The organism is Chloroflexus islandicus, from assembly GCF_001650695.1.
GTDB classification, from domain to species: domain Bacteria; phylum Chloroflexota; class Chloroflexia; order Chloroflexales; family Chloroflexaceae; genus Chloroflexus; species Chloroflexus islandicus.
In genome coordinates this window covers 282,577-308,166 of the sequence record NZ_LWQS01000038.1, presented here as the reverse complement: position 1 = coordinate 308,166, position 25,590 = coordinate 282,577, and the positions used below count along the sequence as shown (strand labels likewise).

Genomic DNA, 25,590 nt, shown 5'->3' with positions numbered 1-25,590 from the left:
CGTGCGTCTCTTTGGACTATCCCACCCCTCACGGCAAATAACGCAACGGATTCACCGCGCGCCCGTTGACAAGGAGGGTGAAGTGGAGATGGACACCGGTTGAATAACCGCCACCGGCGCGATCGTAGGTGCTGCCCATATAGCCGATCAATTGGCCAGTGCTGACTTCTTGGCCAGCGCGCACCACCGGACGAGCAATCAAGTGGCCATAGATCGTCTCAATCCCGCCGGGATGCCGGATCTTCACGCAATAGCCGTAGCCGCTACACCAGCCCGATTCGTACACCCAACCGCGACTCGCCGCGACAATCGGCGTCCACGCGGCGTTGGCGATGTCAATCCCATTATGGAAACCGCCCCAGCGCGGGCCAAACCCCGATGTCAACACCCCGCGCGCCGGCCACACCCACCGTGGCGGCGGCGGCGGGAAATCGCGCACTTCCGGCAAGGCAGCGACCACTGCCGGATCCAACTCGAGCAAATCACTCCGGATCCAGCCAGTGACATCACCGATCGCGATCTTGACCCAATCGTTGTACCGGCCACGCAGCGCGACTTGCCTTCCGGCGGCTAACTGCACCTGCCGGGGGTGATCCGTGGTCGGCCCAGATCGAACATTTGTTTCATCTGCTAATACGATCCCAACCGGTTCAGCCGTGCGCTGGCCAAATGCCGCCTCCTGCTCCGCCGTCCACGGTAATCGCCCGCCCGGAATGAAGATCTCGCGCCCAACGATCAACTGGCCATCACGCAGCCGATTCGGCGCAAAGGTAATAATCGCCTCCGGCGCGACGCTATACCGTTCCGCCAGCACCGTGAGCGTCTCACCCTCCGCCACTGTATGCGCCGCGCCGGCCAAGCGCGCAATCCGTAACGGCTGGCCCACCCGCAGCGCATCGCCTCGATCAAGCTGATTCGTCCAGACAAGCGTACTGAGCGGGATCTGGTAGCGCGCCGCCACCTCTGCCAGCGTCTCACCCTCGGTAAGAAGGTGGGTCGCCTGATAGGCAGTCGCCACGGGTATGGGTGCGCGCACCGCCGGCGCAATCGGTTCAGGCTCACTCGGCGCTGCCGCGGCATGCCGTACCGCCGGCGCAACAACAACCGCTTGCTCCGCTGGCAGCAACGATGGAACGACTGGCGCCGGCCCAGAATGGCTGATAGGGGTCAACGTCTGGAGGGGGAGCGAACGATCAATAGCCAGTATCAAGATGACAGCCGCCAGCAGTAACAGATGCCCTAGACGGCGTGATGGGCGGAATTGCCAACGCACGACCTGTCGATTGGCGCTGCCCGGTACCGCATCACCCGCATGATCCCGACCTTCACGCAGACGGCGAGCAGTCCTACGCGCCGCAGCCAACCGTCGCTGGCTGCGCACCCACCGCTCATACCATGGAGGTTGCTCGAAGATAACCTGCATTGCGTGTTCTCGCTCACTTCACCGAGAGAGCATACACCGAGCGGAATAGTTTGTCAATCTTGACGGCATCTTTCATCGCATGATAAGATATAACTGCTGATTCTTCCGCTGCCCGATCCGGCCTCCCCCTGTGAACCGGTGAAGGGCGTTTCATGAAAGGCCGGCCGATGATACGAGTCGTCGTCGATAGTATCCGTGTCAGCCTGTTAACGCAGAGCCGGGTCGTCGTCCTCCGCGAAACCGAAGGAAATCGCTATCTGCCTATCTGGATCGGCCAATTTGAGGCCGATGCCATCGCGATGGCTATTCAGGGTCAAGAACCGCAACGGCCGATGACCCACGACCTGCTCAAGGCTGCCATCGGCGAATTGGATGGGGTAGTTCGCCATATTTACATCAATGACATTCGCGATAACACCTTCTTCGCGCGGATTGTGATCGATCAGGCTGGGCGCACGGTCGAGCTTGATGCCCGCCCCAGTGATGCGATTGCGCTCGCCGAACGGGTGCAAGCCCCGATTTTTGTGGCAGACCATGTGCTGGATCAGGCAGGTGTTCTCTTCGATGAGGAAGAACAGGCCGATGAGTCTGCACCCCCAACTGCCAGCCGCAGCGAAGAAACTAAGCCTGAGTCTGCTTCGGAACCTGAGCCAGAACTGAACGAAGATTCGTTGTCGATCTTCCGTAACTTTATCAATACGTTAGACCTCGGCGATCGCGATCGTCCCAGTGATAAATCGTAAGTTCCACAGATAGTCTGCGCAGTGGGGTGGTAAAACCACCCCACTCTTTTTTCCCCAGCTTGTGGATAACTGGCGATATTATGTGGAAAACTCGCCATCCCTGTGGATAACGTGCGGAATACGTCGTTGATAGTGCGTGGACGTTCTGCGGAACAACTGCTTCCTCTCTTCGATTCTTTTCCCCATGTGGATACTCATTCCCATGCTTTCCACATCTCAGTTAGCGCGTTGGGAAGCGGTTAGTCCGATCATTTCCACATCTTCCACAAGACTACGATCATGACGGTTTTCTCTCGAACTGTTTTATCATGTTGATCTCATGGAGTACCGTATTTAGGATTGTGGATGATGTATGACTAGAACCCGCGCAGCACCTTGTGATCCCTTCCCGATCCTCGTCGAGCGGATCGGGCAAGAGGCCGTGATTGTTGATGACCGGATTATCAAGATCGACCATTTTCTGAATCACCGCATCGATACTGATCTTATGCAAGCTATTGGCGCCGAGTTGGCCAACCGGTTAGCGCCATTCCAGCCTGACCTGATCTTGACTGCAGAAGCGAGCGGGATTCCGCCGGCGCTTGCCACCGCCTTTGCCTGCCGTGTCCCGATGGTTTATGCGAAAAAGTATGATCCCGCTGTGCCTGCCCCGGCCTTGACTCGCCGGGTGCCTTCGCCAACCAAAGGTCGCGAGACCCTGTTGGCAATTACGGCTCGCTTTCTGCCCGCCGGTTCACGGGTGGCGATTGTGGACGATTTTTTGGCAAATGGTCGCACGGCGCTGGCGTTGGCGGAAATGGCGCACGAGGCCGGCGCTAACGTTGTGGCGGCGGCGTTTGTGGTTGAGAAGTTGTTCCAACGGGGGCGAGATCCCTTGGTCGCGTTGGGGATCCCGGTGATCACGTTGGCCCAGATCGAGCGGTTTGCCGGCGGCAGACCGGTGATCGCCGGCTGGCCGGGTTAGGCGCTCCCGAAATAACGCAACGCTAACCGTAACCGTTCTTCCAACGCCGGCGGCGCATCGGCCGGCAAAGAGGCGATTGCGGCAGCGGCCTCGGCGGCGCTGTAGCCTAAACTCACCAAAATATCGCTCAGTTCACGGTCGATGGCACTGGTGCTTGGACTACCGGCGCTCGCCAGTTGGCGAAGATCGATCTTGCCGCGTAGTTCAAGCACGATCCGCTCCGCCGTCTTTTTGCCAATGCCCGGCACTCGCGCCAGCCGGGTCAGGTCGCCGCCGGCGATCATACTGCGCACTTCATCCGGGGTGCCGCTTGAGAGCAGGCTCAGCGCCATCTTTGGCCCCACTCCGCTCACCCCGATCAGTTGCTCGAACAGGCTGCGCTGGGCATGGTCGCTGAAGCCGTACAGCGTGAGTGCGTCTTCCCGCACGATCAGGATCGTATACAACAAGATGTCGCTGCCAATCGCGCCGGCGGCTGCCAGCGTGGGGCGTGGCGCATAGATGAGGAAGCCAACGCCGCCAGTTTCGACGATCAGGTGATCGGTGCCAATACTCTGGATTACGCCGCGAATTGATGCAATCATGAGAATAGGCCTTATCTGGTGATACCTCAGGAGGTTGTTGATGATGATTCGGTCGCCGTTACGTTCGTTTGGTTTGGTGTTTGGCCAGTTTGCTAGTTTAGGGGCGATTGCCTTCACTGGCCCGTTGGTTCCTTCGTCCCCGCTCTTGCTAGGGTTGTTAGCCGCTGGATTGGCGCTTGGGTTGTGGGCTTTACTCACCATGCGCCTGCACCGCCTCTCAGTACTGCCCGATCCACTGCCGCGGGTTGAATTGGTGCGCGCCGGCCCGTACCGCGTGATCCGCCACCCAATGTACGCCAGTCTGCTGCTAGCGGCGCTGGCATGGGTATTAGCGTCGCCAGCGTTGTGGCGCTGGGGGTTGTGGTTGCTCTTGCTGGCGGTATTGGTGGCCAAGTTGAGCTATGAAGAACGGATGCTGTCGGCTTCTATCCCCAGTTACCGTGAATACCAGCAGCGATCGTGGCGGTTAGTGCCGCTCGTCTGGTAGCGGGCGTGATGTGATCTTACCACGGCCAAACGAGTGTGACCAGTATCGCCCCACTGATCAAGAGCAACGCTGGCGCAATGGCGCGCCGCAAGTGGGTGCTGCCGCCAACCAGCGCAATCCCGCCTTTGACCACCGTGTTGGTGAGCACCGCGACCCCAATTGCTCTCGCGGCTAGCTCGCTGGCCAATCCGCCGGTAGCGATCGCTAGCTCGCTGAGCGATAACGTGATTGCATCAACATCGACGAGGCCGCCGAAGATGCTGGTGATGAAGAGGCCAGCATCGCCAAATTGAGCCCGCGCGAAATTGGCGCCAGCGAGGATGGCCGCGTAGAGCAGGCTAAACCCAATCGCTGAACGCAATTCCAACGGATTGCCAAAGCTCAGCGGCGCTCCTTCGTGCTGGCGCGCTTGGCGGGCCAGCCACCCTCCCCAGAGCAGGCAGCCGCTGCCGCCAGCCAGCAAGATCGGCCACAAGGCTTGGAGCACCGGCGGCGCGACGGCGCCGGTAAGCAACCCGACCCGCATAAACATCACACCCCACGCGAGCAAAATGGCCAGCGCGTATTCCTGACTCAACTCCGGCGCGATCCGGCTGCGTTGGGTGTTGCTGAGCGTCACAGCGGTAGAAGAGACGATCCCGCCGATCAGGCCGGTAAGCGCGATGCCGCGGGTGGCGCCGATGATTTGGTGGAGCACATACCCGCTAAAGCTCAGCGTTGAGATTAAGACGACGAGGAGCCAGATCTTCTGCGGGTTGATCACGTCGAACGGGGCCGGCCCAATAGGGGTGTTCGGCAACACCGGCAAGACGATCAGGCTGATGGCGGCTAGGGTGAGAGCCGCTTGCATATCTTGCGGGCTGAGCTGGCGCGCCAAGCCGTGCAGGCGCGCTTTGAGCGCCAGCAAGACGGCGATAGCCACGCCGACTGCTGTGGCGACCGTGCCATACCCCCACGCGACCATGCCGCCACAGAGTAGCGTGATGAGCACGGCCATCTCACTGGTCAGGCCGGGCCCGTCGCGGCCATGGCTTAACACATAGGCCGCGATCAATAACCCGCCTACTGCCAATACCAGTGCCGCGAAGATCTCAGGCGCTTGCAGGGTCAACGCGGCCAACCCAGCCGCACATCCGACCACGCCGACGATGGCATACGTGCGCACGCCGGCGAAGAGATCACCGCTCGCGCCGTGGGCATGCTCGCGCTGCAAGCCAATCAGTGCGCCAATCAGCAGGGCAAGGCCGAATTGGGAAAAGAGTTCGGTGCTGGCGGTGTTGTCGAGCATAGTGGTTGCAATGATTTATTGGTGAGCGGCGAAACGGGTTGTTTGGGCCGTGATGACCCCGACGACGATCGCAAGCGCAATGATCATACCCCCAATCGTGATGAGATCAATCTGCATTGATGGCATCACCACCCAGATTGACCAGTTCATGGCGGTGTGCAACAACAGGCAGGCCAGTATGCTGCCGTTGGTGTGCTGGTAGACCCATGTGAAGATGAACGAGGTGAGGATGATCACGATCGCTAGTGCGCTAAAGGTGAGCAAGGTATTGGCCATGAACCGGCCCGGAATGAAGACTGCCGGCGCATGCCACAACCACCACGCTACGCCAACGATCAGGCTCGCAATCGTAGCGCCATAGCGCGCTTGCAAGTGTGGCAAGGCATAGCCGCGCCAGCCAAATTCTTCTTGCAATGGCCCGCTGGTGAAGAGGATGACGAAGAACGCGATCAGCGCAAAGAGCGGGTCGCTGATGACCGAGCGATCGATGGTGCGTCCGCTGATGATAGTCGCGACGATGATCGATCCGCCAAAGATGATCAGCGGCCCCATCAAAATGATGGCCAACCAGCGCCAGCCGAAGCGGAAGTCAAGTCCCCGCCGCAATAACCCTAGCGCGCCGCGCCATCCCTCGTGTTGCCACGTGAGCGCCAGCGCCGCCAACGAGGGGCCAAAGGCGGCTGGATTGAGCGGCCCATTGAGGAAATCAGTGAGTGAAGATGGGAAGGTGACGCCACGGGCAATGAGCGCGGCGGGAATCCAAAAGAGCCACGAGAACCCGTAAGTGACAGCAAAGAACATCCATACCTGCTGCGGCGGATGGTGGTAGGTTGCCATCACGTGCTTCCTTCCCCGGTTTCAGCTTCGTTGCCGGCGACCCAGCTCTTTGTGGGCTGTTGGGTTCTAGCATACTATGCGGGAAGTAGCGCTGCAATCGCTCCGGCGTGCAGAATCCTGCACCCGTATCGATGTTTTTGGAAAATATGGAATGCGGCAGTTATACTGCCGCATTCCATAGTGCGCTGAGGTTAGGCTTGCTCTGCCCAATACGGCGTAAAAATCGCCCCACCCTCCGCCGTGCCGAAGCTGCGGCAGCGCGCCGTGCCCCAACGCTGGCCGTAGAGGGCAATGTACGCGCAGAGCAACGCATCGGCTTCGTCTTCAATCGCCTTCAGCGCGCTCGGGCCAAGTTGGTCGAGGTCTCTGCCCTTCCAGAGGTCATCACTGCCAAGCAGAGGCGGATCACCGCTGGATAATCCACGCAACAAACGCAGGTAGCGGCCCAGTTCGCGCCGGCGCTCGGCTAGCTCGCGGCCGGGCCGTGCTTTGTAGCGCAAGATATGTGGCAAGCGAAATAAGACCACCGTTGCTGGGTGGGGAAAGACTTCGATGATGAACCTCCCGTTCATACTGGCTTCGATGGCCGGCACGTAGCCAAACCCATCCGCAGCTAACATGGCCAATAGCGCCTCGCCGCGCACCCCGCCGTAGCGGCGCAACAAGCGCCGGTTGGCCGGGTGCGGGCCGGCATCGTACCGCCGGAATGCAGCGGCTAGTTCCGCTTCAGCTTCCCGGCGTCCGGTCTCGTTAGGGACGATCAATGGCGCGTCGATCGCAACGATAGCCGGCGCATCGCCGATGGCGGTGCGAATGGCTTGCACGATGGCTTCGTTCGTCACCAGACGGCTGGGCGGTTGCACGAGCCGCGCTCCGGCTGGCGTACCGGTACACACGGCTAACCCGCTTGGATTGCGTTCCGACCACGCTAAATCCAACCCGATATAGACCGTCTGGAAAGGTTTAACGTTCATCGCGCGTTGCCCGATTGTAACTCTGCGCTGCTGTTCTCCACGGTACAGTATGAATAAATCGAGCGAGCTTGAGTCGCGTTTGCCCTAGCCGCGATCGATGTTGGCAATGATCGTATCGTTTCTTCGTCCGCTTGCCGGGCGCAGAGTGAGGCATACAGTTCTGTCCGCAGAGCGCAACCGCAGATGCCCCAACCTATTGGCGCTCTTTTGGGTGTTTGTAGCGATCCTCAACCAGTACCGCTACCCGATGAGGAGGTCTCTATGAGCCTGTTGAAACCGCCCCCCACCGCGATGGTGGTTGTCTGTCGCATTGGCAGCCGGTTTGTGGCTTTGCCGATGCAGACCGTGGTGCATACGTCGCGTCTGAGCGAGTTAGCGCCTCCCGGTGATGCTCCGCTGGTGGTCTGCGGCATTGTGACGCTCCACGGTGCGACGGTGCCGGTGATCGATGGCCGTTCGCTGCTCGGCGAGCCGCCCGGCTATGCGCTCGATAGCCATATTCTGCTCGCTGCGCCGGATATCGACCAACCGCCGGAGATTGGTTTGCTGGTTGATGAGGTGATCAGTTTGCACCGGGTTGGCCCCGATGGTCTCGCGCCGCTCGATCACATCGATGGTATCTCATGCGGTGTGGTGCGCGATTTGCCGCAGCCGGCCCTGTTGTTGGATGTCGATGAGCTGTTTGCGTTGGCTCACGGCAGTGCGCGTGATTGATGCGACTGGGCGGGCCGCACCGCCGTGCGGCCCGCCGATTGACCTTACCGTCCGACTGGCGCTGGTTGCGCCAAAGGCACGTCTTCGCTAATGAAATGCACCGCACTCTTGGCCGCCTCTAAAATCGTCATCAACCCGCTGCCCGGATGCACGGCGCCGCCGATCCAGTAGAGGTTGCGCGCGCCGTCGTGCCGGATGTGGGGCCGGAACGGGCCGAGCTGGCTCCAACTGTGGATCAGGTTGAAGACTGCGCCAAGGTAGGTGTGGTGCTCGTCGCGCCACGTCTCGGCGGTGTAACGCCGCTCAACCACGATGTGGCGTTCGACATCTTCAAAACCGAGTTTGGCCATCTGGCGAATGATCAGGTCGCGGTAGCGCTGCTCGACCGCCGGCCAATCAACCGGGTAGCGCAAATTAGGCACCGGCACCAACACAAACAGCGTGCTGTGGCCGGGAGGTGCGTTGGCTGGATCGACGATCGTTGGGTTGCAGACGTAGAATGATGGGTCGTCTTCATCAAGCACCGCGCTCTTAGCCCAGAGCGGGTCGTTGCGGCGAATGCTTGATGACAGGTAGAGCTGATGGTGCGGCAGATCGTCCCAGCGCCGGTTGACCCCCAAATAGAGCATAAAGGTCGAGCACGAGAACTCCATTGAGTTCAGTTTTTGATCGGTGTACTTGCCTCGCGCATGCGGCGGGATGATATGCGTCAGCGCGTGGCCAAAGTCAGCGTTGACCACCACCGCGTCCGCGCGCACCCGCTCTCCATCGGCCAGCTCGATGCCGGTCGCGGCGCCGCCTTCGACCATCACTTGCTTGACAGGGCGGTTGTAATGAATCGTCACGCCAAGATCGGTCGCCGCTTTGGCCAACCCCGCCGCCAGCGCCCGGAAGCCGCCGATCGGGTGCCAGATGCCTTCGGCGAATTCGAGGAAGGTGACAAGGCTAAAGACGCTCGAACAGGCCGTGGGGTGCATGCCAAGGTATTTCGCTTGGTACGACAGTGCGTACACCACCCGCTCGTCGCGGAAGAAGCGCTTGAAGTGGTCGTAGAGGCTTTCCCAAGGCCGGAAGGCCAGCGCCGCCGCCACTTCGCGCGGCTTAAGGTAGCCGAGCGGCGTCCGCACCGGCGTGCCGAGGTATGGTTCGTAGCCAACCACGTTCTTGCGGATATGCTCGATGTACCACCGCTCGAATTCGGCGGGCAAGGCAGGATCAAAGCGGGCTAGTTGCGCTTTGAAGGCGGCGGTGTTTGAGGTGAGATCAAGGTATTCGCCATCCCAAAACCGGATCCGCGTGTTTGGATCGAGCCGCACGAGCGTCACATAATCGCTAAAGCGCAACCCAGCGCTGCTGAACAGTTCGTCGTAGACCCGCGGCACTTGCAAGATGGTCGGCCCGGTGTCAAAATGATAATCGCCGAGCGAGAAGCCACGCATCCGTCCGCCCGGACGATCAACCGCTTCAAAGATTTCTACCTGATACCCGCGCCCGGCCAGCCGGATAGCGGTCGCTAATCCGCCCGGCCCGGCGCCGACAATCACAATCCGTTGTGACACGCTCTACTCCTCTATCTACGTTCCTGTGCAGAGACCTCCTGTTTGAGTATACACCGCTTTTCTAAGCTGGTCACGCTGAGATTGCAGCGGGGTTCGCTAGGCAACCTGTCTCTCTACTCTCTCCTCCCCATCCGCAACGGCTTAGCGTACAAATTGTGGATAACTGGTGGAATTGTGGATAACATGTGTGGTTCACCGTGCTTGGCGAGACGTTAACACGCATCTAATATTCGATTAATCTGCGGCTAATCTAAGATTGCTATAGTGCATACCGTCAAGCGAAGCGATTTGCGGTGGTCGCCGCAAGACAAAAAAACTCCCAATCTACACACCGCCCTCACTCCCCCTCTCTCCGGCCGCCTACGACAGGTGGCCGTTGTTGATTCATGCGAATATGATCCAACCCATGACTAACCTGAATTTCAAATTCAATCGGCACGCTGTGGATTCGGTGTACATTCCATAGACGCAACATTCAGCGGTCACGGCAGGGGTTGTCAGCTCGCTCTTGATCCCGCCGTCAGGTAGGAGAGTGGGCTAAGGGTGAGGGCCAGCAACCCGCGCAGCGGACTTCGTAAGGATAGCCCGGCCCATTAGGGCCGGGTTCCGGATCAGAGGTTCTCTCCGCCCGTGAACCTTGCTGGGGGAAGGCTGGGGAGCGGGTTGTCCCCTCGCTCGCCCATTGTCATTGCGAGCCAAGCGCAGGGGCAGCGCACCGCTCTGCCCGCGCGCGGCGAAGCAATCCCCCACGAGCACGGAGTGAACCCGTTGCGGCAAAGCGGGAGATTGCTTCGGTCGGGCGGCCCCAGCGTGGTTGCGGGCCGCCCCTCCCTCGCAATGACAGAAGGAATGCGGGTGCTGGGGTACCCTCACTCCAGCCCCGCTCCCACTGGCGCGGGAGAGGGGAGCGAAGTGCCCAGTGTTGAGGCATCACACAGCTATCAACGTTGTGCTCGATTAAATGTTCTGTCTGCCCTTGACCCCGCTGTCAGGTGGGAGAGTGGGGCTTGTGGGCCAGCAACCCGCGCAGCGGGCTGCGTATGAATAGCCCGGCCCATCAGGGCCGGGTGCCGGATGAGAGGTTCTGTCTGCCCCTTAAGGGGAGAACATGGGAGCTTACGCAATCACATCCGTCTCGTCTTTCGCCAATGCGGCCCGCACGTGATCAATGAAGGTGCGGGTGGCAAAGATGATGTTGCGCCGGGTGACTCCACCCGATACAACCAGATAGCCGTCAAAACCGATGTCGCCGTCGCGATCGACATAGGCGCGCACGATGTGCAGCTCGTCGTTGACACGGTTAACGTATAGCAGCCGGTCGGCCAGATCATGCGCCGGACTAGCCCGAAACTGGCTCATAAACCGGATCTGTTCGCCTTCGCGGATTGGGAAGGCCCAGATGCGAAAGCCTTGCCGGATGCACACGTCGCCGTCGCTATCGCGTTCAACCTCAAAATAAGCGTTGTTGTAGAGGTCGAATAACCACTCTTTGCTGATCTGGTTGGGATAGACCAGCTCATCGGGCGCGCTGCCGGCTGTTGACATTGATGTTCCCTTTCTGCGAATGGCTGATGACGCTTTCATTATAGCAGTCGCGCGGCTGATGAACATGGCCAAACCGTTAAGCCTCTGCACCCGCTGCGGTGCAACCATCCTGCATTGACACTCGCCGCCGGGAATGGTATACTGCCGTCACATTCAAATAGCTGACGTTGATCAGGAAGAGTAGCAAGCGTGGCGACAGTCCAGCGAGCCGGTGGTGGTGCGAGATCGGCGAGTTCGGCGCTTGTGAATGGGCCTGTGAGTCGCGCGGCGAACCGGGTTGGCCCCGCAGTAGCCGTTGCCGGAGACGCCACCGTTATCAGGGCGCTAGGTGTGGAACGGCTGAGCCGGCAGCACCTGTAGAGTGCGCCGTTTGCGCGAGCAGCGGCGAACGAGAGTGGCACCGCGGTTTCCCCGTCTCTCGACCAATTTGGTCGAGAGTTTTTTTGTTGGTTTCTTGCTGCGAGGAGGGTTCTGTGGAAACGGTTAAGTATCTGCTCAGCGAAGACCGCCTGCCGGAGTCGTGGTACAACATCGCCGCCGATCTGCCTTCTCTGCCGCCGCCGCCGTTGCATCCGGCGACTGGCCAGCCGATCGGCCCTGCCGATCTCGCGCCGCTCTTCCCGATGGAGCTGATCAAGCAAGAGGTCAGCACCGAGCGCACGATCCCGATTCCCGATGAGGTACGCGCGATTTACCGGCAGTGGCGGCCAACGCCCCTCTTCCGCGCCCGCCGGCTTGAGCGCGCGCTCGATACGCCGGCCCGCATTTACTACAAGTACGAGGGTGTCAGCCCAGCCGGCAGCCATAAGCCGAATACGGCAGTCGCGCAGGCCTACTACAACAAGATCGAAGGTGTGCGCCGGCTCGTGACCGAAACCGGCGCTGGCCAGTGGGGATCGTCGCTCGCCTTCGCCGGCGCGCTCTTCGGCCTTGAGGTCGAGGTGTTTATGGTCAAAGTCAGCTACAACCAGAAGCCCTATCGCCGGGCGCTGATGGAGACTTACGGCGCGCGGGTGATTGCAAGCCCCAGTACCGAGACGGCGTCGGGCCGCGCGATTTTGGCCGAACATCCCGATAGCACCGGCAGCCTTGGCATCGCGATCTCTGAGGCGGTGGAAGTGGCGGCCCAGCGCGATGATACCCGCTACGCGCTCGGCAGCGTGCTCAATCACGTCCTCCTCCACCAGACGGTAATCGGCCAAGAGGCGATGATCCAGATGGAGATGGCCGGCGATTATCCTGATGTGGTGGTGGGATGCACCGGCGGCGGCTCGAACTTCGCCGGCATTGCCTTCCCGTTCATCGGCGCGAAGCTGCGCGGCGAGCGTCCGCTGCGGGTGGTGGCGGTCGAGCCGGCGGCTTGCCCGTCGCTGACCAAGGGCAAGTATGCCTACGATTACGGTGATACGGCCCACCTGACCCCGCTGGTCAAGATGCACACCCTTGGCAGCACCTTCGTGCCTCCCGGCATTCACGCCGGCGGTCTGCGCTACCACGGCATGGCCCCGCTCGTCAGCCATCTGCTAGAGTTGGGTGTGATTGAGGCGATTGCCATCCAGCAGCTCGAAACCTTTGCCGCCGGCGTGCAATTTGCCCGCCTTGAAGGCATCTTGCCCGCGCCTGAAGCCAATCACGCCATCGCCGGCGTGATCCGCGAGGCGCTCCGCTGCAAGGAGGAGGGTAAGAGCGAGGTGATTCTGTTCAATCTGTGCGGTCACGGCCATTTCGACTTGCAGGCCTATATGGATTATCAGGCTGGCAAGTTGCGCGATTACGAGTATTCCGACGCCGAGGTGGCGATGGCGTTGGCCGGCTTGCCGTCGGTGGGTGCGTGAGGGGAGGCACAGGAGGGCCACGTAGGGCCACAGCGCCGCTGTGGCCCTACTGTAGACACAGCGGCATTTGTCGCTACTACCGGCTTAACGTGACGCTCACAGTGGTGACCGGCCCGGCGGCGGCGATGACAGCGTACCGGCTAACACCGATCTGCTCGATCTGCACGGGAACCGGCGCGCCGTTGAGGGTCACGGTTTGCGGCGTCGCTCCTGCCGGCACGAGCAGGCGCAAGCGGAAGCTGTCGCCGCTGCCGGTGGCGGTGAGATCGATCCGGCCCGGCTGGTTGGCTGTTGCCGGCGTGTATTGCCAGCGATAGGCGACATAGCCGTCGCCGGCGGCGTAGCGGGCCACCGCGTAAACATCGCGGATCGCGTAAACTGGATCGGCTGGCCAGCGCGGCGAGATGGTGACGGTGTTGAAGGCGATGTGCCGGTCTTCGATCCCGGCAGCGCCTTCAACCAGCGCGCCGAGCATGGCGCTCGCGCCCCAGCCGTCGGTGGGCAAAAATTCGTTTACCGGGGCGATCCCGCCGGTCGGGTAATACCAGAGGTAGGTCGCGCCGGTGCGTTCGATCAGGTCAATGTAGCGTTGCACGATGTTAAAGCCGTAGGCTTCATAACCGTACCGGAATGCGCCGCGGGCCAGTTCGCCGCCGACCAGCGGCATCACGCCGCCGTTAACGTACTCTCCCGGACGTTCGCCCAACCGGCCATTCATGCCGAATGCGCCTGCCGGGAAGGGCGGGTCGATGCTGTACCATTCGGCGAAGGCGATCCGGTTCGGATCGTTCAAGCGGCGCAGGTATTCGGCGACAATCGCGCGCCCTTGCGTTTCGGTCAAGACGCCGCGATTGAGTGCAATCGCGTTCGAGAGGCTCAGTTGCTCGGCTTCGTTGACGCCGGGTACGTCGTAGGGAATGAGTTTGACATGGTGGGTGTAGAAGCGACCATTCCAACTCAGCGCATTGAGGCGCACCATCAGGTCAGCGGCGATGGTGCGGCGCACGGCGGCCAGATCGGCCTGCCCCGCCGCCTCTTCCATCAGCGCCAGCATATTGAGCGCCGCCGCCAAGCCGGTGTTGTCGCCGTGGAAGATGCCCCACTTGGTCTGGTCGTCGATCCAATGGCGCGGCCCCAGTTCGCCGGTGTTTGGGTTGATCATCGGCGGGCCGTATTCGTAATCCCACGTGTCGATGGTGAATGGGCGCTTGACCAAACCCAGCGCCGGTTCCCAGCGCAGCGGATCGCGTATCGTGTAGTCGATGGCGCGTTGCGCCGCCGGCAGCATGCGCAGCATCCACGCCGTGTCGCCGGTGACTTGCCACGTTTCGTAGATCAACTGCACGAAGAGGTATTCTACGTCGGCCTCGACCGGGGTGCGAAATGCGGCGATGTTCCATTCCGGGCGGGCCAGAAAGTCGGGCAGGCTGCCGTCAGGCGCTTGCACGCGGGCGAACGCTTCCGGCAACGAGCGCAGATCGGTCTCGAAGTAGCGAAACGCACGGTTTTGGTAATAATGGTCGCGCAGCCAGAGCAATGGGCTGTCAGGCGAGCGGTAGCCGGCCACCAGTTGCCCGTCGAGCCGGTAGCTCAGCCGGTCGGCGGCCATAAACTGGCGCACCGTCGGGTACAGCCGGTCGTAACCGGCCACGCCGGTGCGCAGGGTGGTTTCGGCCTCCAGCCGGTAGATGGTGCCGTTAGCCACCATCCGCCCGTCAGCCGTGAAGAGCGCGGCCCAATGGTCGCCCAACCCGCCGCGCGGCGTCACTTCGACCCATCCGTCGCCGTTGGCGATGGTCAGTCCAAACGCGCCGGCGAAGCGACCGCGGCTGTCGAAGATGAGCAAGGTGGCTGGGCCATCATACCCGCTGATGCGCACTGCCACCGGCGCGGACGCTAGTGGCTGCACCACGGGGTTGAGGCTGGTGAAGGTTGCGGACGGCTCGGCCAGCGCCGGCGTGATCGGCGCGCTCAGGCTGGCGAGCAGCCCGATCAGAGCAAACAAGAGGATCAAACGCTTCATTGTGTACCTAAAACGCTGATGAAGGGCAACGATATTCCTAGTATAGCATTGTTGCGGGAACGCTCTGACGAGGCGCAGGCTGCTGGAGAGGAGATGGGGTTGCTCCTCGGCATCCTCTGCGAACTCGGCGGTCAATAGAGCTGGCTTCTTCGTACCACACCTTTGGCGATAGACATTGACAAGAGGGTAGCTTATGGAACGCAAACCACGGGTCTTTTCCGGCATTCAGCCTTCGGGCAATCTGCATATCGGCAACTATTTGGGCGCCATCCAGCAATGGGTGGCCGGGCAGGGCCAAAAGACCAACTTTATCTGTATCGTTGACCTGCACGCGATTACGGTGCCGCAAGAGCCGGCAGCGCTGCGCCAGCAAACCCGCGAACTCGCCGCGCTGTTGCTTGCCTGCGGGATCGATCCGCAGCAGACGACGCTCTTCGTGCAGAGCCACGTGCGCGCCCATGCCGAATGTTCGTGGGTGTTTAGCTGCGTCACGCCGTTGGGTTGGCTCGAACGTATGACCCAATACAAGACCAAAGCCCAAAAGCAAGAGAGCGTGATGACCGGTTTGCTCACCTATCCGGTGCTGATGGCCGCCGACATTCTGCTCTACGACGCCGATGAGGTGCCGGTGGGCGAGGATCAGAAGCAGCATATTGAGCTGACCCGCGATCTGGCCCAGCGCTTCAACCATCTCTACGGCGAGACGTTCGTCATTCCCAAGCCGGTGATCCGCGAGAGCGGCGCCCGGATTATGGGGTTGAACGATCCATCGGCCAAGATGAGCAAATCGGACAACACCCGCGGCCATGCCATCCGCATTGTCGATGACCCCGACGAGATTCGCTGGGCGATTAAGCGGGCCGTCACCGATTCCTACAACGAAATCCGCTTTAGCGATGATCCAGAGCGGGCCGGCGTGAACAATCTCTTGCAAATCTACGAGCTGCTCACCGGGAAGAGCCGGCCTGAGATTGAGGCTCATTTCGCCGGCAAAGGCTATGGCGCGCTGAAAAAGGAGGTTGCCGAAGTCGTGGTCGAGTCGCTCCGCCCCATCCGCGAGCGGTACTACCAGTTGATGAACGATCCGGCTGAGCTGGATCGCATTCTGGCGATTGGTGCCGAACAGGCGCGGGCCGTCGCCGAACCAAAGATGACCCTGATCCTTGAGCGGGTGGGGTTTGTGTTGCCGAATGATCGGAAATAATCCCGCCGGTGGCGGCGCGCAGTGGTGCGCCGTTACGGAAGCGTTAGGATATTAAGGATATCGACATGTATTACCCAACCCTTGACCAGATGTACGACTTGCGCCGGCAGGGCAACCTCTGCCCGATCTACCGCGAGATTATGGCCGATCTGGAAACGCCGGTATCGGCCTATCTCAAGATTGCGCAGAACGGTCTCGGCTTTCTGTTGGAAAGCGTGACCGGCGGGCAGAATGTGGGGCGCTATTCGTTCATCGGCAGCGATCCCTATATGGTGCTGCGCATGCACGACGGCGTGGCGCAGGCGACCCATGGCGGCTACAAGCAGACTCTCTCGTACACCGATCCGCTGATCGTGCTTGAGAGCTACCTCAACGCCTACCGCCCGATCCGCCTGCCCAACCTGCCGATCTTCGTCGGCGGCGCGGTCGGCTATCTCAACTACGAATCGGCCCGCTACTTCGAGCGGCTGCCGGTGCCGCCAGTGCGCCCCTACGACATGCCCGATAGCTGGTGGATGTTTGTCGATACGCTGCTCGCCTTCGACCACGTCCGCCACAAAATCATCGTCATCTCGCACGTCCATCTCGATGTCGAAGATCTGGCCGCCGAGTATCAGCGCGCCGTCCACCGGATCGAGACGTTGATTGCCCGGCTGCAAAAGCCGCTGCCGCCGACCATCGGCTTCAGCCTGCGCAACTACGAGCCGCACAATACGCCGGCGCGCGTCGTGCCGAATCCGGCGGTCTCGAACCGTACCGAAGCCGAGTTTAAGGCGGCAGTGTTGCGGGCCAAAGAGTACATCATGGCCGGCGACATCTTTCAAGTGCAGATTTCCCAACGCTTCAGCAAGGCCACCAGCGCCGACAGCTTCACCATCTATCGCGCCCTGCGCACAATCAACCCGTCGCCGTATATGTTTTACATTCGCACCGGCGAAGGCGATCTAGTCGGCGCGTCCCCCGAAATGCTGGTGCAGGTGCGCGATGGCAAGGTCACGACCCGCCCGATTGCCGGCACGCGCTGGCGCGGGCGTGATGCCGCCGAAGACGAGCGGCTGGCCGCCGAGCTGCTGGCTGACGAAAAAGAGCGCGCCGAGCATCTGATGCTGGTGGATTTGGGCCGGAACGATCTGGGCCGGATCAGCGAACCCGGCACGGTGCAGGTGCCGGTCTTTATGACCATTGAGAAGTATAGCCACGTGCAACATATTGTGTCAGAGGTCACCGGCAGATTACGCGCCGATCTGAAGCCGATCGACGCCTTGCGCGCCTGCTTCCCCGCCGGCACCGTCACCGGCGCGCCCAAGATTCGCTCGATGGAGATCATCGCCGAACTCGAAGGCGAGCAGCGCGGCGTCTATGCCGGCGCGGTCGGCCACCTCGGCTTCAACGGCGACCTTGACACCTGCATCGCCTTGCGCACGTTGATCGTCAAAGATGGCGTTGCCTATGCCCAAGCCGCCGCCGGCGTGGTCGCCGATAGCACGCCCGAATACGAATTCAACGAGAGTTGCAACAAAGCGGCGGCGTCGTTGCGCGCGATCGATCTGGCGGAAGAATTGCAAGCTGGTAGCCCATCATCCTAGCAGGCGAGGCATGCCTCGCCTTGAGCGCGCCGTGATCACGAATAACCCTATCACCGTCGCCTTCGCCGCTAGCCCGCTAGGCCGGGTGCTGGTCGCCGCCACCGCCGCCGGCCTCTGCGCCGTCTACCTCGGCGACGACGACGCCACCCTGCTCGCCGCGCTCCGCGCCGAATATCCGGCAGCGCCAATCAGTGCTGGCGCTGCGCCCGGTGCGGCAGCCGCGGCGATCGCGGCCTATCTGCGCAACGAAGCCGATCTGCCGCCGTTGCCGCTCGATCTGCACGGCACGCCCTTCCAACAGCGGGTATGGCAGGCGCTGCAAGCCATCCCGCGCGGCAGCACCCGCACCTATGGCCAACTGGCCCGCGACCTCGGCCTGCCGGTGACGGCGGCGCGGGCCGTGGGCCGGGCCTGCGCAACTAATCCGCTGGCGATCGTAGTGCCCTGTCACCGCGCCCTCGGCGCTGACGGCAAGCTGCACGGCTTTCGCTGGGGCATCGAGCGTAAACGGGCCTTGTTGGCGCTTGAGGGGGTGTTGTTGCCGGAGGGATAGCATCGTCCTTTGCGGGAAAAATGCCCCCACCCTTTGCCCCTCCCCCGCTGAGGAAGAAAGGAACCCAGTGCCCCTCCCCCAGCGGGGGAGGGGTTGGGGTGGGGGCAATCATAATCCGCTTCCCGGCCCTCCCCCGGCGGGGAAGGAAGGAACCCAGCGCCCCTCCCCCAGCGGGGTTCAAGGGCAGACAGAACCTATAAGCGTGAAGGCGGTTGATAGCTTTGAGATAGGCTATTTCACCCTCACCCCCAGCCCCTCTCCCACTGGCGCGGGAGAGGGGAGTGTAGAGCCGGGCTTCGAGGCACTGCATAGCGATCAACGGCTTTGACCGACCACATGTTCTGTCCGCGCCCCTCAATGTGTGCTGATGTCATAATGCGGACGCGGCGGTGTGTTCGGTTGTCATTGCGAGGGAGTGGCGGCCCCCAGCGTAGCGGGGCCGCCCGACCGAAGCAATCCCCCGCTTCAGCGAGAGCTAATGCCTGATCGCACCGTTGCCGTTGAAGGGGGAGATTGCTTCGGGGGCTGCGCCCCCGCGCAATGACAGGCGGGGAGTGAGGGTTGAATGCGGCCAACATAAAACCCGCCATCTCGGCGGGCTGGCTGGCGACCCCGGCGCGACTCGAACGCGCGACCTTTTCCTCCGCAGGGAAACGCTCTAATCCACTGAGCTACGGGGTCGTATTCATTTCACCCCCGGATTATAGCACAATCTCGGCAATTATGCAAATCGGTCTCGCGCCGGAAGGGGCCGGCAGCATTGAATCATACCGGCTTGGAATGCTCTTCGCGCCCAATGGCCTGTCTCACGAGTAGCGTTGCTCAGCGAACCTCTCGGTTGGATCGTTCGGGTTGGTCATCAGGACACATAAGTCTCCCTTCTCCCGCAGATAGGATAAGCGTACATCTATCGCGCTGTAGTCGGCGAAGGGTGCGCATTGTGTCTCGCCATCGCTGGGCCGGCAACTGCTGTGCTCTCTTTACCCCGTCAACAAATGCTCGGCGAAGATCAAGCGGCGGGTGCGGGTTTCGCAGCGCAGAATCAGCGAGTTAGTCTCGGCTCGATCGCCGGCCAAGCGCACCCCGCGCAACAAGATGCTGTCGGTGATGCCGGTGGCGACAAAAAAGATCTGGTTGCTGCTGACAATATCGTCGCAGGTCAAGATGCGTTTGGTGTCAAGACCGGCGCGGGTAATCGCCTCGCGCTCAGCTTCGCTCTGTGGGGCGAGGCGAGCCAGCATCGCTCCACCGAGCGATTTAATCGCACACGCCGCCAGCACCCCCTCTGGCGCGCCGCCAATCCCCATCAGGAGATCGACATTGGTGCCGGGCATAGTTGCGAGCAGGGCGCCGTAGATGTCGCCATCATCGGCCAGCATGACCCGTGCGCCAGCCGACCGGATCTCTTCGATCAGGTGGGCATGGCGAGGCCGATCAAGCACAAAGACGACCAGATCGCGCACCGTGCGCCGGGTAGCGCGCGCCACGAGCGCCAGCGTCCAACCTGCCGGCGCATCGAGGCATTCCGGCACCAGATAGGGCGCAATCTCAGGCCCGACAATGATCTTTTCCATATATGCGGCTGGATGCGGCGCCCACAATGCGCCGCGGTTCGTTACTGCGGCAAATGAGACCGCTCCGGCGCGTCCTTGCGCTAACTGGCGCCGGCCATCAACTGGATCCACGATCAAATCCGCCGGCGGCCCATTGCCGGTGCCAACCTGTGTGCCGCCGGGCAGCGGCGTGCTGGCCATCGCTCGCACCTCTTCACCCATCGCCAGCCGGCCATCAAGTTCGAGGTTGGCCAGCGCCGCGGCCATTGCGGTGGCCGCCGCCCGATCCGCCTCTTCGATTTCGCCGCGCCCCATCAGCCGGGCCGCGGCAATCGCCGCTGCTTCGGTGGCGCGCACCAGATCAAGGCCAGTGTTGGGGCCGAGCCGTTGTGATAAGGGGATGTCCATCATCGTGTCCTCTGCCATTTCCGGTAGCGACTGTCTAATGTCGATCAAAATTGCTCGACGGCCTCAAGCAAATTGGCCGCTTCCCACGCTAACATGCCACCTTTCAGCACCTGCGGCGGCGGAGTGCGTCCGGCTAGCAATGCTGCCGCTCGCATACTCCGCCTCCCGCTGCGGCAGACTAGCACGATCGGCCCTGCCGGTACGGCGTCGCGCTCGCTGATCAGCCGCGAGAGCGGGATGTTGCGCGCGCCGGGAATGTGGCCGCGCTGGAATTCGCGCGGTTCGCGCACATCGATGATCACGGGCGGCTGTGGGCTATGCAACGCTTCCCACAAAGCGCGGGGGGCAATCTGGGCCGGCGGCTTGCCGTCGAGCAGCGGGATGGTCAAGTGACCCGGCAGCGTCTGTTTGGGTAGCTCTTGGCACTCACGGAAGACGCGGCGGTCGCATTCGTAGATGCAGACGGCGGGGTCAAGCACACGGTGGAAGAGAAATTCGATCGCCTTGTCTTCATCGAGGAAGCGTTCGGGGCCGAGCTGCTCGTAGAAGCCGCTGATCTGCATCCGGTACATCACGCTGGCCCGCACGCGCACGAAGTAGAGGTCGCCGCCGCGCACGCGCAAGACGCGGCGGATAGTTTCGAGCGCGCGCAGACCGCTGACATCACACTGATTGACGCTGTGCATGCGCAAGAGCATAAATCGTGCGCTGCGGTGGCGGTCGAGCAAGCGCAGAAGGTGTTCTTCGACGTGGTTGACCGCGCCGAAGTAGAGGTCGCCTTGCAGATCGACCACGAGCAACTGGGGGCACATCGGGCGGCCTTGGGCGCTTTCCCAATGGCGAAAGCCTTCATCGGGTGTTACGGCTTCCACCCGTGGCATTGCCGTGCGCAGCAGGTAATAGCCAAGCGACATCAACACGCCGATCAAGATGGCGAATTGCAGCGGCAAGGTGAGGGTCAGCGCCAGCGTGACCACCATAATCACCGCTTCGCCGCGCGAGCCGCGCCAAATCCGTACCATGCCGCGGTGATCGATCATCCCCAAGGAGGCGACCATGAGCGTGCCAGCAATCGCCGGACGGGGGATCATCTCGAGCACATCGCTCAGAACCGCCGTTCCCAGCAACACCGTTACCCCTGAAATAACAGCGGTGAGAGCCGTCTTGCCGCCGGCCTGATACGCCAGCGCCGAGCGGTTGAACGAGCCAGAGCAGGGCATGCCGGAGAAGGTTCCGGAGATGATGTTCGCTAACCCCTGCCCGACAAACTCTTGGTTGCTGTCAATGCGCTGGCCGGTGTAGCCGGCAATCGCGCGCCCGATGGCTATCGCTTCGACCAGACCGATAATGGCCAAGGCCAGCGCGCCGTTAGCGAGCTGGCCGATCAAGTTGAGATCGAAGATGGGGAGGTTGGCAAGGGGCGGAAAACCCGGCGGGATGTCACCCATCAGCCGGATACCGTATTGTTCTGCACCCAAGAGCGCCGTCGCAAGAGTGACAATCGCCATGCTCAAGAGTGCAGCCGGTAGTTTGCGGGTGATCCGCGGGATCAGGTAGATCAGCGCAATCGTCGTTGCGCCGGCCGCCAATGACGGCCAATGAATGGCGGTCAGTTGGGCGAAGGTCTCAGCAATAATCGCCGGAATGCCCGCACCGGGCGGGATGGTGATCCGCACGATCGGTCCCACCTGATTGAATAAAATCAGCAGACCGGATCCCGCAGTAAAACCGATAGCCACCGCATCAGAGATAAACGTGACCAGCATGCCCAGCCGGGCAATGCCCATCAGTAACCGGATGATCCCGGCCATAATGGCGATCATGCTTGCCGCCAGCACAAACTCATCGCTACCGATCTGGGCAACCGGCAACAAGACCGAGAGGGTCAAAATCGCGCCGGTGGTGGATGGGCCGCTGTTGAGGTGCGATGACGATCCCCATAACGCGCCGACAATGGTGGCCGTCATCGCGCTATACAGGCCGACGATCGGCGGTAATCCGGCCAGAATGGCGAAGGCTAACCCTTGCGGCAACAACACCAACCCGACGGTCAGGCCGGCGAACAGATCGGCGCGCAGCGCTTCGAGTGGGTAGGTGCGCACCAACCGGATTGGCTGCATGAAGAGGGTGGCAACCGAACGTATGTAGTCAAGCATAGCGTCGTTGTCCGGGCGCGGGCCGCTGGCCCGCTGATCCCATCGTGATTGGGCGCCAATGATGCATCCGGCAATCCTACGCCTCAGGGGCGCGGGCCGCTGGCCCGCAGATTTCATCACGGATATCGTCAAGCATAGCGTCGTTGTCCGGGGCGCGGGCCGCTGGTCCGCAGATTTCATCACAGATATCGTCAAGCATAGCGTCGTTGTCCGGGGCGCGGGTCGCTGGCCCGCAGATTTCATCACGGATATCGTCAAGCATAGCGTCGTTGTCCGGGGCGCGGGCCGCTGGCCCGCAGATTTCATCACAGATATTGTCAAGCATAGCGTCGTTGTCCGGGGCGCGGGCCGCTGGCCCGCTGATCCCATCGTGATCAGGAACTGCTTGTGAATATGGTTATTATCATACCGCGATTTTCGTCACGATGTTGCACCGCTCTGGCATTGCGAAGACCGGGTTTTAGTCCGTCCGCGCCAATCCCCCCTCTCACGTTATCAATGGTCTCTTCGTTACTCCACCGCTTCAAGCAGATTGGCCGCTTCCCACGCCAGCATACCACCCTCCAGCACCTGCGGCGGCGGGGTGCGTCCGGCCAGCAACGCCGCTGCTCTCATACTGCGCCTCCCGCTGCGGCAGACTAGCACGATCGGCCCCGCCGGCACGGCGTCGCGCTCGCTGATCAGCCGTGAGAGCGGGATGTTGCGCGCACCCGGAATGTGGCCGCGCTGGAATTCGCGCGGTTCGCGCACATCGATGACGGTGGGTGGTTGTGGTTCGTGTAACGCTTCCCACAAGGCGCGAGCATTGATCTGGGCCGGTAGCTTGCCGTCGAGCAGCGGGATAGTCAAGTGGTCTGGCAGCGCCTGTTTGGGCAGCTCTTGGCATTCGCGGAAGACGCGGCGGTCGCATTCGTAGATGCAGACGGCGGGGTCGAGCACACGGTGAAAGAGAAATTCGATCGCCTTGTCTTCATCGAGGAAGCGTTCGGGGCCGAGTTGCTCATAGAAGCCGCTGATCTGCATCCGGTACATCACGCTGGCCCGCACGCGCACGAAGTAGAGGTCGCCACCGCGCACGCGCAAAGCGCGGCGGATGGTTTCGAGGGCGCGAATGCCGCTGACATCGCACTGGTTGACGCTGTGCATGCGCAAGAGCATAAACCGCACACCCGGCTGGCGGTCAAGCAGGCGCAGGAGGTGTTCTTCGACGTGGTTGACGGCGCCGAAGTAGAGGTCGCCTTGCAGATCGATGACCAGCAACTGGGGGCACATTGGCTGGCCTTGGGCGCTCTCCCAGTGGCGGAAGCCGGCATCGGGCACGACCGCCTCGACGCGGGGGGTCGCGGTGCGCAGCAGGTAATAGCCGAGCGACATCAACACGCCGATCAAGATGGCGAATTGCAGCGGCAAGGTGAGGGTGAGCACCAGCGTGATCACCATAATCACCCCCTCACTACGCGAGCCGCGCCAGATCCGCGCCATATTGCGCCGGTCAACCATGCTCCACGCGGTTACAGCCAATGCGCCGGCCAGCGCGGCCCGCGGCACTTCGGCCAACAATGGCCCCAGCACCGTGGTGGCGAGAAACACCGTGATGCCTGAAACTACTGCCGTGAGCGCCGTTTTGCCGCCAGACTGAAACGCCAGCGCCGAGCGGTTGAACGAGCTCGAGCAGGGCATGCCGGAAAACATGCCTGACACGATATTCGCCAAGCCTTGGCCGACGAACTCTTGGTTGCTATCAATGCGCTGGCCGGTGTAGCCGGCAATTGCGCGCGCAATTGCTACTGCTTCAACCAACCCAATGATGGCTAAGGCGAGCGCACCGTTGAGTAAGTGCGCGATCAGGTCGAGATCGAAGATCGGCAGTTGGGCGAGCGGCGGGAAACCCGGCGGCACTGGCCCCATGACCCGCACCCCTTGCGATTTCAGATCGAGAAACCAGACCACTGGCGACACCACCACAATGCTGATCAACACTGCCGGAATCTTGCGTGTCAGCCGCGGCACAAGTACGATCAGCGCAATCGTCGCCATGCCAACCGCCAGCGATGGCCAATGGATGGCGTCAAGATGGCCGGAGATCTCGCTGATGGTGGTAAACAGATCGGCGCCGGGAGGGAGATCGATCCGCAAGATGGGACTGATCTGGTTTGAGAGAATGAGAATGCCGGCGCCAGCGGTAAAGCCAACCGAGACCGCATCAGAGACAAAGTTGACCAGTATGCCCAAGCGTGCCACCCCCATGATCAACCGGATGATTCCGGCCATGACTGCAATCAGACTAGCCGCCGTGACGAAGTCGGCGCTGCCGACCGTGACCACAGGCGCCAGTACCGAGAGGGTGATGATGGCGGCGGTGTTGGTTGGGCCGCTGTTGAGATGGCTCGACGACCCCCACAGCGCGCCGGCGATTGTCGCCGTCAACGCACTGTATAGACCGACAATGGGTGGCAATCCGCCTAAAATCGCGAAGGCGAGCGATTGGGGTAACAACACGAGTCCAACGGTCAACCCGGCGAGGAAGTCGGCGCGCAATGTGTCGGGCGTGAAGGAACGCACCAGCCGGATGGGTTGGGTGAACAACGTGGTAGCTGAACGGAAGTAGTCGAGCATGACTTCGGTTGGTGTGACAATATGCAGAACAAACGCGAATCGACAAGAAGGTGCAATACAGCTATACTCGGATAACGTTGCAATTCACGCGATGAGCAATTGGTCTGTACCGCTGCAATGATGCTAAGTTACTTGGCACGGATAGCTGTATCATACCGCGCTTTGCGCGTTGATGTGTCATAGTTTTGTAAGGATCGTGCGCTTTTAGGTGGGATGCTGGCCGGTGTTTTATCCTTTGGAGTGCGGCAGTTTAACTGCCGCACTCCATTTCACACAATGGGCAAGGAGTCTGTACCGTTGCAACGATGCTAGATTACTTGCTACAGATAGCTGTATCATACCGCGCTTTGCGCGTTGATGTGTCATAGTTTTGTAAGGATCGTGCGCTTTTAGGTGGGATGCTAGCCGGCATTTTATCCTTTGGAGTGCGGCAGTTTAACTGCCGCACTCCATGATAAACTGTTACCGTCAGCAAGGAACCGTTGGTATGATTCATATTGGAAACAAACGGTGGCGAGAAACGATCTCAGCCTCCTCC

20 protein-coding genes and 1 tRNA gene are annotated in these 25,590 nt (G+C 61.3%); 8 read left to right on the top strand and 13 right to left on the bottom strand.

Annotation, left to right across the window (positions count from 1 at the left end):
• Nucleotides 1-28: 28 nt before the first annotated feature.
• Nucleotides 29-1,423, bottom strand: a complete 1,395-nt coding sequence (locus tag A6A03_RS05540; protein WP_066784578.1) for a peptidoglycan DD-metalloendopeptidase family protein — start codon at nt 1,421-1,423, stop codon at nt 29-31.
• Nucleotides 1,424-1,590: 167 nt separating this feature from the next.
• On the opposite strand from A6A03_RS05540, the gene A6A03_RS05535 reads away from it, so the two are divergent.
• Both A6A03_RS05535 and A6A03_RS05530 read left to right on the top strand, forming a co-directional pair.
• Complete coding sequence (locus tag A6A03_RS05535) at nt 1,591-2,166, top strand: bifunctional nuclease family protein (protein ID WP_066784576.1); 576 nt, start codon at nt 1,591-1,593, stop codon at nt 2,164-2,166.
• A gap of 352 nt (nt 2,167-2,518) precedes the next feature.
• A complete protein-coding gene (locus A6A03_RS05530) occupies nt 2,519-3,130 on the top strand; it encodes a phosphoribosyltransferase family protein (protein ID WP_066784574.1) in 612 nt (203 codons plus the stop codon).
• Here A6A03_RS05530 and ruvA read toward each other — a convergent pair.
• Entirely contained in the window at nt 3,127-3,714 is a 588-nt protein-coding gene (gene ruvA, locus A6A03_RS05525) for a Holliday junction branch migration protein RuvA (protein ID WP_066784570.1), read from the bottom strand. The genes A6A03_RS05530 and ruvA overlap by 4 nt on opposite strands.
• Before the next feature lie 40 nt (nt 3,715-3,754).
• Here ruvA and A6A03_RS05520 point away from each other — a divergent pair, with 40 nt between their 5' ends.
• Nucleotides 3,755-4,201: a methyltransferase gene (locus A6A03_RS05520; protein WP_156525268.1), complete on the top strand. Its 447-nt coding sequence runs from the start codon at nt 3,755-3,757 to the stop codon at nt 4,199-4,201.
• 16 nt (nt 4,202-4,217) lie between these two features.
• Here the strand turns inward: A6A03_RS05520 and A6A03_RS05515 are convergent, their stop codons facing one another.
• From A6A03_RS05515 to A6A03_RS05505, 3 genes are all read right to left on the bottom strand, one after another.
• Nucleotides 4,218-5,489, bottom strand: coding sequence for an MgtC/SapB family protein (locus A6A03_RS05515; RefSeq protein ID WP_066784567.1), 1,272 nt, complete (start codon nt 5,487-5,489; stop codon nt 4,218-4,220).
• 15 nt (nt 5,490-5,504) lie between these two features.
• Nucleotides 5,505-6,326 carry a CPBP family intramembrane glutamic endopeptidase gene (locus A6A03_RS05510; protein WP_066784566.1) on the bottom strand — a complete coding sequence of 274 codons (822 nt, stop codon included), beginning with the start codon at nt 6,324-6,326 and terminating at the stop codon, nt 5,505-5,507.
• Nucleotides 6,327-6,517: 191 nt separating this feature from the next.
• Entirely contained in the window at nt 6,518-7,300 is a 783-nt protein-coding gene (locus tag A6A03_RS05505; protein WP_066784565.1) for a DUF429 domain-containing protein, read from the bottom strand.
• Between the two features lie 261 nt (nt 7,301-7,561).
• Here A6A03_RS05505 and A6A03_RS05500 point away from each other — a divergent pair, with 261 nt between their 5' ends.
• Nucleotides 7,562-8,014 carry a chemotaxis protein CheW gene (locus A6A03_RS05500; protein ID WP_066784562.1) on the top strand — a complete coding sequence of 151 codons (453 nt, stop codon included), beginning with the start codon at nt 7,562-7,564 and terminating at the stop codon, nt 8,012-8,014.
• A 44-nt stretch (nt 8,015-8,058) separates the two neighbouring features.
• On the opposite strand, the gene A6A03_RS05495 is transcribed toward A6A03_RS05500, so the two are convergent.
• Together A6A03_RS05495 and A6A03_RS05490 are read right to left on the bottom strand one after the other, a co-directional pair.
• A complete protein-coding gene (locus A6A03_RS05495) occupies nt 8,059-9,573 on the bottom strand; it encodes a phytoene desaturase family protein (protein WP_066784559.1) in 1,515 nt (504 codons plus the stop codon).
• Nucleotides 9,574-10,689: 1,116 nt separating this feature from the next.
• A complete protein-coding gene (locus A6A03_RS05490) occupies nt 10,690-11,118 on the bottom strand; it encodes a YbjN domain-containing protein (protein WP_066784556.1) in 429 nt (142 codons plus the stop codon).
• Between the two features lie 473 nt (nt 11,119-11,591).
• Between A6A03_RS05490 and A6A03_RS05485 the strand changes: the two genes are divergently transcribed.
• Nucleotides 11,592-12,953, top strand: coding sequence for a TrpB-like pyridoxal phosphate-dependent enzyme (locus A6A03_RS05485; RefSeq protein WP_066784553.1), 1,362 nt, complete (start codon nt 11,592-11,594; stop codon nt 12,951-12,953).
• A 76-nt stretch (nt 12,954-13,029) separates the two neighbouring features.
• Here the strand turns inward: A6A03_RS05485 and A6A03_RS05480 are convergent, their stop codons facing one another.
• Entirely contained in the window at nt 13,030-14,976 is a 1,947-nt protein-coding gene (locus A6A03_RS05480) for a glucosidase family protein (protein ID WP_066784551.1), read from the bottom strand.
• A gap of 193 nt (nt 14,977-15,169) precedes the next feature.
• Between A6A03_RS05480 and trpS the strand changes: the two genes are divergently transcribed.
• The 3 genes from trpS to A6A03_RS05465 all read left to right on the top strand — a co-directional run bounded on the left by trpS (nt 15,170) and on the right by A6A03_RS05465 (nt 18,319).
• Nucleotides 15,170-16,180 (top strand): tryptophan--tRNA ligase, encoded by a 1,011-nt coding sequence (gene trpS / locus A6A03_RS05475; RefSeq protein WP_066784548.1) that lies wholly within the window; start codon nt 15,170-15,172, stop codon nt 16,178-16,180.
• Between the two features lie 65 nt (nt 16,181-16,245).
• Nucleotides 16,246-17,766 (top strand): anthranilate synthase component I, encoded by a 1,521-nt coding sequence (gene trpE / locus A6A03_RS05470; RefSeq protein ID WP_066784545.1) that lies wholly within the window; start codon nt 16,246-16,248, stop codon nt 17,764-17,766.
• Nucleotides 17,767-17,776: 10 nt separating this feature from the next.
• Entirely contained in the window at nt 17,777-18,319 is a 543-nt protein-coding gene (locus A6A03_RS05465; RefSeq protein ID WP_066784543.1) for a methylated-DNA--[protein]-cysteine S-methyltransferase, read from the top strand.
• Nucleotides 18,320-18,923: 604 nt separating this feature from the next.
• Here A6A03_RS05465 and A6A03_RS05460 read toward each other — a convergent pair.
• The 5 genes from A6A03_RS05460 to A6A03_RS05440 form a co-directional block, all read right to left on the bottom strand.
• Nucleotides 18,924-19,000 (bottom strand) — tRNA-Arg (locus A6A03_RS05460).
• A 299-nt stretch (nt 19,001-19,299) separates the two neighbouring features.
• Entirely contained in the window at nt 19,300-20,283 is a 984-nt protein-coding gene (locus A6A03_RS05455; protein WP_245668852.1) for a class II fructose-bisphosphatase family protein, read from the bottom strand.
• A gap of 41 nt (nt 20,284-20,324) precedes the next feature.
• Entirely contained in the window at nt 20,325-22,436 is a 2,112-nt protein-coding gene (locus A6A03_RS05450; RefSeq protein ID WP_066784538.1) for a SulP family inorganic anion transporter, read from the bottom strand.
• Between the two features lie 76 nt (nt 22,437-22,512).
• The gene (locus A6A03_RS05445) at nt 22,513-22,761 is read right to left on the bottom strand and encodes a hypothetical protein (RefSeq protein WP_066784536.1); all 249 of its coding nucleotides are present in this window, start codon (nt 22,759-22,761) and stop codon (nt 22,513-22,515) included.
• Nucleotides 22,762-22,946: 185 nt separating this feature from the next.
• A complete protein-coding gene (locus tag A6A03_RS05440; protein WP_066784534.1) occupies nt 22,947-25,052 on the bottom strand; it encodes a SulP family inorganic anion transporter in 2,106 nt (701 codons plus the stop codon).
• Nucleotides 25,053-25,590 lie beyond the last annotated feature (538 nt).